11 protein-coding genes are annotated in these 12,234 nt (G+C 60.6%); 5 read left to right on the forward strand and 6 right to left on the reverse strand.

The window, feature by feature from the left end; translation table 11 throughout:
- Positions 1-41 precede the first annotated feature (41 nt).
- From ACLEJR_RS01065 to ACLEJR_RS01075, 3 genes are read right to left on the reverse strand one after another with little or no spacing between them, the layout of a single operon-like run.
- Positions 42-1,190, reverse strand: a complete 1,149-nt coding sequence (locus ACLEJR_RS01065; protein WP_440811559.1) for an NAD/NADP octopine/nopaline dehydrogenase family protein — start codon at positions 1,188-1,190, stop codon at positions 42-44.
- Between the two features lie 28 nt (positions 1,191-1,218).
- Positions 1,219-2,262 (reverse strand): PLP-dependent cysteine synthase family protein, encoded by a 1,044-nt coding sequence (locus ACLEJR_RS01070; protein ID WP_440811562.1) that lies wholly within the window; start codon positions 2,260-2,262, stop codon positions 1,219-1,221.
- Between the two features lie 14 nt (positions 2,263-2,276).
- The gene (locus ACLEJR_RS01075; RefSeq protein WP_440811563.1) at positions 2,277-3,671 is read right to left on the reverse strand and encodes a Y4yA family PLP-dependent enzyme; all 1,395 of its coding nucleotides are present in this window, start codon (positions 3,669-3,671) and stop codon (positions 2,277-2,279) included.
- Positions 3,672-4,282: 611 nt separating this feature from the next.
- On the opposite strand from ACLEJR_RS01075, the gene ACLEJR_RS01080 reads away from it, so the two are divergent.
- The 5 genes from ACLEJR_RS01080 to ACLEJR_RS01100 all read left to right on the forward strand — a co-directional run bounded on the left by ACLEJR_RS01080 (position 4,283) and on the right by ACLEJR_RS01100 (position 10,222).
- On the forward strand, positions 4,283-5,173 hold the full coding sequence (locus tag ACLEJR_RS01080; protein WP_440811565.1) for an HpcH/HpaI aldolase/citrate lyase family protein: 891 nt from the start codon (positions 4,283-4,285) through the stop codon (positions 5,171-5,173).
- A 26-nt stretch (positions 5,174-5,199) separates the two neighbouring features.
- On the forward strand, positions 5,200-5,607 hold the full coding sequence (locus ACLEJR_RS01085) for a ParB N-terminal domain-containing protein (RefSeq protein ID WP_440811567.1): 408 nt from the start codon (positions 5,200-5,202) through the stop codon (positions 5,605-5,607).
- Between the two features lie 91 nt (positions 5,608-5,698).
- Positions 5,699-7,924, forward strand: coding sequence for a TonB-dependent receptor (locus ACLEJR_RS01090; RefSeq protein ID WP_440811570.1), 2,226 nt, complete (start codon positions 5,699-5,701; stop codon positions 7,922-7,924).
- Between the two features lie 69 nt (positions 7,925-7,993).
- Positions 7,994-8,368 carry a fe2+ zn2+ uptake regulation protein gene (locus ACLEJR_RS01095; RefSeq protein WP_440811789.1) on the forward strand — a complete coding sequence of 125 codons (375 nt, stop codon included), beginning with the start codon at positions 7,994-7,996 and terminating at the stop codon, positions 8,366-8,368.
- Positions 8,369-8,479: 111 nt separating this feature from the next.
- Positions 8,480-10,222, forward strand: coding sequence for an OPT family oligopeptide transporter (locus ACLEJR_RS01100; RefSeq protein ID WP_440811572.1), 1,743 nt, complete (start codon positions 8,480-8,482; stop codon positions 10,220-10,222).
- Between the two features lie 18 nt (positions 10,223-10,240).
- Here the strand turns inward: ACLEJR_RS01100 and ACLEJR_RS01105 are convergent, their stop codons facing one another.
- The 3 genes from ACLEJR_RS01105 to ACLEJR_RS01115 all read right to left on the reverse strand — a co-directional run bounded on the left by ACLEJR_RS01105 (position 10,241) and on the right by ACLEJR_RS01115 (position 12,224).
- Entirely contained in the window at positions 10,241-10,723 is a 483-nt protein-coding gene (locus tag ACLEJR_RS01105; RefSeq protein WP_440811575.1) for a DoxX family protein, read from the reverse strand.
- The gene (locus ACLEJR_RS01110; RefSeq protein WP_440792311.1) at positions 10,720-10,938 is read right to left on the reverse strand and encodes a tautomerase family protein; all 219 of its coding nucleotides are present in this window, start codon (positions 10,936-10,938) and stop codon (positions 10,720-10,722) included. Before ACLEJR_RS01110 ends, ACLEJR_RS01105 begins: the two co-directional genes overlap by 4 nt.
- A 92-nt stretch (positions 10,939-11,030) precedes the next feature.
- On the reverse strand, positions 11,031-12,224 hold the full coding sequence (locus ACLEJR_RS01115; RefSeq protein WP_440811578.1) for an MFS transporter: 1,194 nt from the start codon (positions 12,222-12,224) through the stop codon (positions 11,031-11,033).
- Between the last annotated feature and the right edge of the window lie 10 nt (positions 12,225-12,234).

Here is a 12,234-nt window from a genome sequence, read left to right on the forward strand (position 1 = left end):
AGCGGTCTGCTCGTCGGTAGATAAAGAAGGATCAGGGCGATTCATGCGCTGCGCGGCCAATGGCTGGGGAAATAATCCAGCGCTGAATCACGCAGGCCTTGCATGTAGCAAACACTCCAGCGCAAGACTTCCTCGATGTAGGGGACTTTGAGTTCGAGGCGCTTGGCCATTTCCACCAGCAGCACCAGGCCGTAGGCGACGTCTTCGTTGAACGCCCGGCTTTCGCGTTCGATCACGTAACCGGGGCGGTTGTCGGCGGCCGGCACCATCGGCGCGAGGATATTGTTGTAGGCCTGGTTGGTGCGCAGGATCGACAGCATGCTGCTCTGGTCGCGGATCTGTTCGCCATACGCCTCGACAATCTCCTGCTTCAAGGACTTGACCGAAGACAGGTTCACGCCCAGGCGCTGGCTGATGACCGCGCACAGGTTCTGGTTTTCCTCATCCATGCGCTCGAGAAAATAGGCGCCCAGTTCCGGGCACTCGGTCCACCAGCACATGCGCTGCGGGAAGATCTTGCGATGCCACTGGCCGTAGGGACCGATCAAGCCGTAGATCACCGAGCTGTGCATGATCGGGTTGCCGGGTGTCAGGGTGATTTCCAGATAGTCGTCGAGCATCGACACACACGGGCCGTACAACCGGCTGAGGATCTGTTGCAGATGTTGGCGCGACGCCTGGGTTTGCCGAGCATGAGTGGCTACGTACAACTGGCTCTTGGCACCGCCCATCTTCACCGACTGCCCGGCTTTGAGGTCGAAGGCGGTGTGCGGGACGTCCTTCATGCCCCAGATCACCAGGTTCGGCTTCTGCGCCAGGCTGGCTTCGGCCAGCCAGTCGAAGCCGCAAAAGCCCGGGATGGCGCCGATGTAGACCGGTTTGTCGGCACTCAGATGCGGCCCGATGCTCTTGAGCAGTTGCGCGCGCGCATGGGCTGGCACCGTGATGATGACGATGTCGGCATCCTCCACGGCGGCCTTGGCGTCGTGGGTCACCCGGTCCGCCTGGGCGCTCAGTGTCGAGCCGTCTGGCATCAATGCCTGCATCGGCACCTGACGCACATGGTGCTCGACGACCTGCCGATTGCCGGTGAGTATCGAGACCTGCACCTCAGGGAGTTGCTTGAACAGGATGGCGTTCAGGTGACCGGTTCTGCCACCGCCACAGATGGCGACTTTCAGCACATTCATTTAATAGGCATTCCTGTGTAGGGTGGGGTCAGGCAACGCTCAATTGCAGCGGAGCCGAGCAGGTTTCCTGCCACTGGGTCTTGCCCAGCCAGGCGTCAAGCTGCGCGGCAATGTCGGGGTCGAGCAGGTCGCGCTCTTTCAACCATTGGTCGTCGAATACGGTGTGCAGGTATTTTTCGCCGCCGTCGGCAATCGGCACCACGACATTGCCGGTCAGCACGCCTTTGTGAATCAGCTCCAGCGCTTTGAAGATCGCGCCGCCGGTCGAGCCGCCGACCAGCAACGCCAGGTTGCGGGCGATGTAGCGTGCGGTTTCAAAGGCCTGGGAATCGGTGACTTGAATGCCCAGGTCAATGCAGCTGTAGTCCAGCACCAGGCCCACAGTGTCGCCGGCTGGCGTCCCGGTGCCGGATTGGTAGTAGGGGTAGCCCGGGTGGCCGAAGACAATGGAACCGGCAGGCTCCACTGCGACAGTCACGGTATCGGGGTTGTGCAATTTCAACCCGCGGGCAATGCCAGTCATCGAGCCGCCGGTGCCAACACAACCGACATAGGCGCCGATGACGCCTTCGGCCTGGGCGATGGTTTCGCGGACAAAGTCGCTGTAGCCGCCCGCGTTGGCGGCGTTGTCCGACTGGTTCATGAACACCGCCCCCGGAATCTGCGACGCGAGCTCGGCGGCCATGCGCTGGCGCTCGACCACGGCGACTTCATCCTCGCGATAGTGACCGGACACGAATCGAACATCCGCGCCCAACGCTTTCATGACGGCGATTTTGTCCTGGGCCGCGTGGTGATCCACCACGGCAATGAAATGCAGCCCGAATTCGACAGCGGCCATGGCCAGCCCGATGCCGGTGTTGCCGGAGGACGATTCGACCACTACGCCGCCAGGCTTCAAGCGCCCGGACTTGAGGGCGGCCAGCACCATGTTACGGGCCATGCGGTCCTTGATACTGCCGCCGGGGTTGTTCTTTTCGATCTTGAGTAACAACCTGGCATCTGTCTCCGGGATATCAATGCCCAACATCGGGGTATTACCAATCAGATCTGAGACTTTGTTAAGTATCATTCAAGTGACTCCCTTTAATAGTCGGGTGAGAAGGCGTAGTGGTCTTGCGAATTACAGGTCGCTATTAGTCGTCGTGGCATGGGGTGGCGATGGAATTCATTTTCCAGCAGGTCCATCTGATAGCCGGCAGTGTTGGCATAGATCAATAAGTCGCCCATTTGCGGCAGCGTTGCGAAGTTGATCAGTCGGTAGGTAATGACGTCATCATCCAGGCAACTATGGCCTGCTATATAAGCTTGAGTCGGGACAGGCGGTGATTGCGTCTGGCTGATTAATATCGGATCGACCAGATATTCCGAGGCAAACCAGGTTTCGCAGGCACTGAAACTACTGCCCTCGACAAAGATGACTGTCTTGTTGTTTGCCAGTTTTTTTGTGCGGGTGACGCGGAATACAGAAATGGCCGCCTGATCCACCAAGCTACGTCCCGGCTCCAGGGCCAAAGTGATATTGCTGGAGATCAAGTAACGAGCAATGGATCGCCCTGGTGAATAGTCGGCTTCAAGAAACAATGTCAACCACTCGCTGGCGTTCAGATGACTGCCATAGGGGTAAAAGGAATCCGGCACCGAGTGGTTGTAATAGTGACCGGGCTTATTCTCGTATTGCAGAAAACGGTCATAGGCCTGCGCCTGGATATAACGAATGGGCAGACCGCCGCCGATGTCGATCGTCGTCGGGTCCAGGCCCATTTCCCGGGCCGCATCGACGAAGGCGGTCACCTCCCGAAAGGCTTCGACCCGCGATTCATAGCCGTAGCCACTCACATGGAAATGAAAGCCTTCAAGGTGAAACATCTGGCGTTCGCGGGTCAGCTGTTGCAGGCATTCAAGCACGTCATCCTTGCCCATCCCGAAGCGGCTGGTCGGGCAGCCCTGGGGTCGATAACGCAGCAGAACCCTAGCGTTTATCGGCGTCTTCAGGGTTTCGAGCAGCGCCCTGAGGTGCGCGAATTCTTCCAGGGAATCCAGGCAAATCAATGATCCGGCCTCCACCAGCGCCCGATGGAAAACCAGGGTCTTGGCCGGCCCTGTTGCGCATAAACGTTCCCCTGGCATCCCGGTTCGTCGTGCGGCATCCAGTTCGTGAACGCTGGATACATCGACCCCGATGCCCGATTGCGCTGCTGCGGCGAGCAGGCATTGCGACTTGTTGGCTTTGGCTCCGTAGAAAATCGCGTGCTTGATACCGTACCGTCCCAGCACAGCCTGTAATGCCATGACATTGGCTTCAAATGCATGAGGCCATACCAGATTAAGCGGCGATCCGTAGTTTGAAAGCAATTCGAAAAGTTCAGGTGCACGGTCCTGAATGAATTGCTCCAGCAGCGGGTCAAGCAACGGCACCAACAGGGAAGGTTGATGCACTTTTATTGAGGTGCTAACTGTCGGCGTTATTTCATCTGGCATAGTTAACCCCTGGCGACGAATGAGTTGCCATTCATAATTCAATAACTAAACGTTATCGATTTTTGTGTGCAAGCTTTTGTTCAGGTGCAAGCGATTCCAGGCTTTGGTGGCGCATGCCAGGCAACTCCTGAAGATAAGCTTTTCATGTCAGTCGTAATAAATGATTCACAAATAACTTGCATGGCAGACCCATTGCGTACGATTCGTCCGGGCGTGCGGAGGCGGCCATTTATTAATGGCATGCGTCCTGATAGTTACCACTAGGCTGGTATTCAAATGACATCACTGCCGTGCACTTCCTGTGACTACGAAAACATCCCTTGATCCGTGTGCGGTGATCTTTCGATGGTCAGAACCATATTGCTAACGCGAACGATTATCAAGTAAGGTTTGGAAATATTTTGAATATTTACGGACTGACCCAACGCGCCGAAGCGATTGTTTACAGGCGCTCGTAGGTGTTCGTCCGTATTTAAAAAATACCTTAACGCCTTGATGAACAAGGCGTTGGTGGTTGTTGAAACAGGCCAGTGCCGAGGGCGGGATTTTCCCGTCCGCAGGCCAAGAAATTTTTTGCGCAACCCACGACTGAAACACGCCAGGAGAGCCCCATGAGCATTGAACGTCCCCGCATCATCGCCACGCTTCCCATCAGCTACCTGTTTGTCCCCGGCAATCGTCCGGAACGCTTCGTCAAGGCGGTCGATGCCGCGCCGGATGCGATCATTCTCGACCTCGAGGACGCCGTGCATCCTGACAGCAAGGCAGCGGCCCGCGCTGCAATCTGGGCCTGGCAGGAGAGTCGGCCGAGGGTTTGCTGCCAGCGGTACATCCGGCTGAACAGTGTGGGCAGCCGGTTTTTCACCCAGGACATGACCTGGCTCGCGGACATGCGCTACCCCGAGCGCTGCGTGGGCGTCTTCCTACCCAAGGCGGAATACAGCGAGGCGCTGTGCGAAGTGGTCGAGCGCTTGTTGGCGTGGCAGCCTGACCTCAAGATCGTCGCCATCATCGAGACCGCCAGGGGGCTGCACCAGGTCGAGTCGATTGCCTCGATTGCCGGGGTGTCTCGCCTGGCATTCGGTTCTCTGGATTTTTCCCTCGATATCAACTGCAGCCAGGTACCGGAGGCGTTTCTATTCGCCCGTAACCGCATCGTGCTGGCCTCGCGAACCGCCGGTCTGCCGGCACCGATCGACGGCGTGACGCCGGCAATCAGCGACCTTGCTGTGGTCAGGCACGATGCGCATTACGCCCGGTCGCTGGGTTTCGGCGCCAAGCTCTGCATCCACCCCGGACAGCTGACCACGGTCCAACGCGCCTTTTTGCCCGACGCGCACCAGTTGGCGTGGGCCGATCGGGTGATGCAAGCCGTTGCCGCCGGCAGCCACGCGGTGCAAGTGGATGGTCAGATGGTGGACCTGCCTCTCATCGAACATGCACAGCGGCTGCTGGACGTGGCCAGCCAGTACGCAGTTCCCGCCAAGGCCGATGCATGCTGATTCGGTGTCGAACAGGAGAACCTACCATGGAACAGGATTACCACATTGCCCTGCGGCCCCTGTGTGAAGTGTTGCAATCGGAGCAGGTCGATCCCGCCAGCGTGCAGTGGCTGCGCGAGTCGATCATCCGCGCCGGGCACTGGCTGGAGCCGATTATCGTCGAGCGTTCCCGAGGCATCGTGATGGACGGCAATCACCGGCTCAACGCCGCGCTGCAACTGGGCTTGAAGCGCGTGCCCTGCATTCAGCTCGACTACGCCGACCCGCGGGTGCGCGTGCGTCACTGGCAGACCGGCAAGGCCTTCGAGGTGGAGCGGATTTTCACCACCATCGGCCGGGGCGAGCTGTTCCCGTACAAGACCACCCGGCACGCGTTCGATCCGGCGTTGCCGGTGGTGGCGATCCCTCTGGACTGCTTGTACGAGCCGCGCTGAAAAAATAAATCCCTGAGGTTGATACTTTTCCGCAGGTCGACTGGCAATAGGAGTGATTACCATTTTCTCTTGCTGAAAGGATCCCTCCGTCATGTCTGTTGCACGTCGACCCTGCGGTGAGTGCGCGTTATCACTCGCGATTCGTACCGCCACGCTGAGTTTTGTAATGGCCGCGGGAAGTGCCACCGCCTGGGCGCAAGCCCCGTTGCAGCAACCGGTTGCCGAAAAAAACTCCACCGTTTCGGCGGACGGCAAGGCGCAGGGTTTGATCCTCGATGAGACTACCATTACCGGCACCTACAGCGGCCCGAGCGATCTGCCTGCGGAGTTCGTTGGCGGACAGGTCGCGCGCGGGGCTCGCCTGGGGATGATGGGCAACAAGGATGTGATGGACACGCCGTTCAGCGTGACCAGCTACACCGCCAAGACCATGGCCGACCTGCAGACCGTGACCGTGGCCGACGCGCTGCAGCGTGATCCTTCGGTGCGCTCCACCGGTCAGACCGGGGGCATCGTCGATTCCTTCTTCATCCGTGGCTTTCCGATCGGTGAGGGCAACCTCGGTGAGCTGGCCTACGACGGCGTGTATGGTGTGGCGCCCAACTATCGGGTGTTCACCGACTACGCCGAGCGGGTCGAAGTACTCAAGGGGCCGGGTGCCTTGATGTACGGTATTTCACCCAACAGCGGGGTAGGTGGCGTGATTAATATCGTGCCCAAGCGTGCGTTGGATGAAGACCTGACTCGCGTGACCACCAGTTACGCATCCGACTCAGAACTGGGCGGGCACCTGGATATCAGTCGCCGGTTCGGTACGGAGAACCAGTTCGGCGTTCGATTCAACGGCACCCTGCAAGGTGGCGATACCGCCGTCGATAATCAGGAGCGCGCACTCGACATCGGTGCGATCGCCCTCGACTACAAGGGCGATCGGTTGCGCTTGAACCTGGATTTCATCAGCCAGAAGGAAAGCTTCGAAGGCGCCTCGCGACCCTTCACGATTGCTCCCGGTGTGGATGTTCCATCGGCGCCTAACGGTCGCACTAACCTGTCGCAGGATTGGGGGTGGTCGGATACGCGGGAACAGTCGGCCCTGCTGGGTGGCGAATACGACCTGAATGACTCGGTCACGGTTTTCGCCCACGCGGGCGGCGGTCGGTCCGACGTCGACCGGATGTCCGACCAAGTCCCGAGGATTCTCAACAATGCCGGCGATACCGCCAACGTGCCGGGTCACTACAAATTCAACGTGGACCGCTCGACGGCCGATGTGGGAATTCGCGGGGTGTTCGACACCGGCCCGGTCACCCATACCACGACCTTGATGGCGACGCGTTACCAGGACGAGTTGTCCCGTGGCATTACCAACGGTACCGAGGTGCGCTCGAACATCTATCACCCGGTGGACGTTCCGAAGCAGTACATCGGTTCGCCGAAAGTGTTGCGGGTTTCCGAATCGCAGCTGAGCGGTTTCGCCCTGACGGACACCTTGTCGATGCTCGACGACCGCTTCCAGTTGACCCTCGGGTTGCGGCGCCAGGATATCGAGTCGCGCAACTACGGTACGAACGGTTCGGTCAGCTCCCGCTATGACGACAGCGCCACGACGCCCTTGGTGGGCGTGGTGGTCAAGCCCTGGGAGGACGTGTCGTTGTACTACAACTACGTCGAAGGCTTGAGCAAAGGCGACATTGCGCCGGGCACCGCGGCCAACGCCGGCGAAACGTTCGCGCCTTACGAGTCCAAGCAGCACGAGATCGGTGTCAAGTACGAACACGGCACATTCATGACCACCCTGGCGTTGTTCCAGATTGAAAAGCCCAGCGGTGAAGTAGGCGTCGGCAATGTCTTTTCGGTGCAGGCCGAACAACGCAACCGTGGCATGGAGCTGAGTATCTACGGCGAAGTGGCCCCCGGCACCCGGCTGATGGGCGGGGTGACGCTACTCGATGGCGAACTGACCGATTCGGCCACGGCCGCCAATCGTGGCAACAAGCCGGTGGGTGTGCCGGATGTCCAAGCCAATGTCTGGGCCGAATGGGACACGCCGTGGCTGGAGGGCTTCACCCTCACCGGCGGGGCGATCTACACCGACAGACAGTACGTGAACCAGGCCAACACCCAGGAACTGGACGCCTGGACCCGCTTCGACGCGGGGGCCCGTTATGCCACGAAGATCGAAGGCCGGCCGACGACATTCCGTGCCACGGTGCAGAACGTGTTCGACCGCGAATACTGGTCGGGTGTCGCCTCGTACGGCGCCTTCTCGCCAGGCTATCCGCGCACGTTACAGCTCTCGGCCACGGTCGATTTCTAGAAGGATGCAAGGTGACCCCGGCCAGGGGTCATCCAAGCTGTGCATTGTCTGAAAAGGAGTATTCGCATGATGAACAATCCAGGCACCCCGTCGTTGAACGCGAACCGGCCGGCAGGTGCAACGACCGGGCAATTGGCCTTTGATCCTGAGCGCACTCCCAACGAACCCATTCGCCGGTTGCTGCGTTTCTATGGCCTGCGCACCAGTCTGATCCGCTTCAAGGTGATCAATGCGCTGGTGGTTGCCACGCTGGAAGGCCGTGCCATTGGCGTGCGCGGTGTGTATGGGTATGTGCAAGTCTCATCTGCCGATTTGTCCTTCATCGGGGTACGGGAAGTGCTCAAGCGGCTGTGCGAAGAAGGCCTGATCGTTTTCCAGGCCGACAAGAGCTACCGCTTCACCGCTGACGCCTGGGCGAGACTGACGCACGAACTGGCGGATTGAGGGCTTCCGTAGGTCTTGGCTGTCATGTGAACCTTGCTTCGATACAGCACTCACTTGTTAAGTCGCCGCGTCGACTGACCGTGCTGTTTCAATTGCCGATAAGGAATTCGCATGCCGCCAAGCTCGTCACCGATCCCGCTCAATGGCCCTGTCGAACGTGAGCTCAGCCCGCGTGCGGTGTGTACCGGAATCGTGCTCGGTATTTTGCTGACACCCTCGAACGTCTACGCCGGGTTGAAGATCGGCTGGTCGTTCAATATGTCTATCATCGCCTTGTTGATCGGCTATGGTCTCTGGCAAGGCCTGGCCAGGCGCTCGGGCACCGGACTGCCCTGGACCCTGCACGAAAGCAACATCAACCAGACCGTCGCCTCCGCGGCAGCTTCGATCATTTCCGGTGGGCTGGTGGCGCCTATTCCGGCCTATACCTTGCTGACCGGTCAGCAGCTGGATGCGCTGCCGATGGTCGCCTGGGTGTTCTCGGTGAGCTTCCTGGGGATCTGGATCGCCTGGTATTTACGTCCGTCATTGCTCAATGACGAGGCGCTGAAATTTCCCGAAGGCATGGCGACCCTGGAGACGCTGCTGCACATTTATAACCACGGTCGTGAAGCGGCGACGCGTCTGAAAGTGCTGCTCGGCACCACATTGCTGTCGGCGCTGGTCAAGTGGATCGACAGTTTTCTCTGGGCCTTGCCGCGCTGGTCGCCCAGCGCCCAGCTGGAGCGCCTGACGTTCACGGCGGACCCTTCGCTGCTGCTGGTGGGGTTTGGCGCAATCATCGGCATTCGCGTCGGCCTGACCCTGCTCCTTGGTGCAGTGCTGGCATGGGGCGGGCTGGCGCCGTGGCTGTTGGCGCAGGGGCTGGTGCGGTTGCCCGAGGGTAGCAACGGCCCGCAGTTTGCGGCCTTGGTGGAGTGGTTGTTGTGGCCCGGGGTGAGCCTGATGGTCTGCTCGACGTTGGCCTCGCTGGCGATCCGTTTGTGGGCCTTGCACCGGTCTACCCGGGCTGGAGGCGGAGCGATCTGGGTGATGCCCAAGTTCGGACCCGCCGCTGGATTCCTGCTGGCGATCCTGTTGGTGGTGAGCCTGCAAGCGCTGTTGTTCGGCATCAACCCGTGGATGGCGTTATTGACCATACCGTTGGCGATCTGCCTGGCCGCCGTGGCCGCCCGGGTGGTCGGCGCCACGGGCATCCCGCCCATCGGTGCCATTGGCCAGCTCTCGCAGTTGAGCTTTGGCATCGTTGCACCGGGGCAGGTGCCGATCAACCTGATGAGCGCCAACACCGCCGGCGGTTCGGCCGGGCAGTGCACGGACTTGATGAATGACTTCAAAGTGGGCAGGGCCATTGGCGCTACGCCGCGCAAGCAATTGGTCGCGCAGACCCTGGGGATTTTCATCGGCAGCATCGTCGGTGTGTTCGCCTACCTGGCTCTGATTCCGGACCCGCAGGCGATGCTGCTCACCGAAGAGTGGCCGGCTCCGGCGGTCGCTACTTGGAAAGCGGTTGCGCAAACCCTGACCCACGGTCTGGACTCGCTGTCGGTGAGTATTCGCTGGGCGATTTTCATCGGCGCCCTGGCGGGTCTGCTGCTGGGCATGCTCGACAGCCTCTTGCCTGCCCATCGCACACGCTACCTGCCCAGTACGGCGGCGCTGGGGCTGGCGTTTGTCCTGCCAGCCTCAGTGTCGTTGATGATGGCCCTGGGCGCGGTGCTCACCTGGCTGGTCAGTTGTCGCTGGCCAAGCCTGACCGAGCGCTTTGCCATTACTGCTGCCGCAGGGTTGATCGCCGGGGAGAGCATTACTGGGGTAGGGGCGTCGTTGTGGCAGATGCTCGGGAACGGCTGACGGCGAGCAAATGGGTGGTCAGCCCAGGCGTCCACCCAAACGCGAGTCCAATGAAAAGGCTCCACCTCCGCGGGCGACGATATAGAGCGCCAGAAAACCCATCAGCACCGCGAACTCGATGCCTCGATCGATCCACGGCCAGTTCGGCCCGAGGGCATAACTGATTGCAACCATTTGCATGGCAATCAACAGCGCGACGCACCGGGTACCCAGGCCAATGGCGAGCAGGAGCGCACCCCCCGTTTCCAGCAGCATGACCAGAAAGGCCAGTTGAGGTGCAAAGGGCAGTCCCAGCACGCTGTCGATCAGGTGAATCGATCCGGCCATCGGGTCAGCCATCGACCCGTGGGATGTGCCGAGCGCCTTTGGCAGGCCGTGGGTCAGTAGAACGACCGCGAAGACGATCCGCAGCAGGGCATACAGATAAGGCTCTGCCCGATTAGCCCGTTCACCCATGGCAACGATGCGTGTGCGCACCGCCGACGCTTGCCGGGTGATCATTTGCGATCCCTGACGATGCCCATTTTCTCTAGCGTCAGCGTTTCATCGGCGCGCCCCCAGCCACCGTCGGCCACTTCTTCGACCAGCACCATGCTGAACGGGCGGACCTGCTCGCCGAAGTATTCGACGAACATTTGCGTGGTGCGATGGATGATCTCCTCTTTGCGCGCGTGATCGAGGGTGCCTTCGGGAAATTTGTAATTGGCAAACGGCATGGGATGACTCCTTGGAAAGGGCGACGTGCCCTGGGAGCCCATTCTTCTTGTTCAAACCTGTGAGATAAATGCCGTTGGGTTGCCATGTGTATTCAACGTTGCGAAACAATCGATGCGCTCGACTCACGAGGCGAGCGGGCATTGATCGTCGCAGCCGCGAGCGCGAGCAAGGCACCTGTCGCGGCGAGGCCAAGCCAGCCGGCCCGGTGCACGCCGTAGTTCGCCAGTGCCGCGCCAGCTGCGCCTCCAAGGAAATAAGCACTCATGAATACCGTGTTGAGTCGGCTACGAGCATCGGCGCGTAACGCCTGCACCCGGGACTGGTTGGCCATCAGGCTGGCACGGTTCCCGAGGTCCAGCAGCACCATGGCCGGGATCAGCCAGACCAGGCCCGACCCGGTCCCAGTGATGCAGACGTAACCCACGATCAGGCTCATCGTGCCAGCGCATGCAACTGCACGAGCGCCCAGGTGATCAACCATTGCGCCAATGCGCGACGAGACGACGATGCCCGGCAATGTCGCCAGGCCAAACAGGCCGATGACGGCGGGCCCGAAGCGGTAGGGCGGCTGCGTCAGCAGAATCGCGAGTGTGGCCCACAGGGCGCTGAACGCCGCGAAGGTGAAGAAGCCGCTCGCCGCGCAAAAGCGCAGTACCTGTTCTTCTCTCAGCAGGCCGACCAGCGAGCGCAACAGTGTGCAGTAGCCTGTCGAGGTGGTCTGTGTCGCGACCGGCAGGCGCCTGACGATGATCACCAGCAACAGCAGGTCGATCAGTGCAGCCACTGCGAAGACGGCCCGCCAACCCAGTTGTTCGCCGAGCAGGCCGCCGACTGTGCGTGCCACCAGCAGACCGGCAGAGAGCCCACCCAGCAGAGTCCCGACGATCTGACCGCGTTTGTCAGGCGCGGCCAGGCCGGCGAAGACCGGGATAATGATCTGTGCGGTAATGGCCGTCACGCCGACCAGCAAACTGCTCACGCAAAGGAGCACGAAACCCGGCGTGACGGCGCAACCGAGCAGCGCGATGGCATTCGCGACCACCACCAGCGAGGTAAGCCGGCGAGGTTGACGGCTATCGGCCAGCGGCACAATCAGCACCAGGCCCAGTGCGTAGCCCAGTTGCGTCAACGTGGCAATCAGGCCCGCCTGGCTCGGCGCCAGGCCGAACGAGGCGGCCATCTGCGGCAGGAGCGGCTGATGGTAATAGAGCGTCGATACGGCGAGGGCGCAGGCCACCGCCATCATCGTGACCAGGCGGGTAGGTAGCCCCGGCGCTAACGTCATGGCCCGACTC

It is taken from the genome of Pseudomonas sp. SMN5 (assembly GCF_052041925.1).
Lineage (GTDB): Bacteria > Pseudomonadota > Gammaproteobacteria > Pseudomonadales > Pseudomonadaceae > Aquipseudomonas.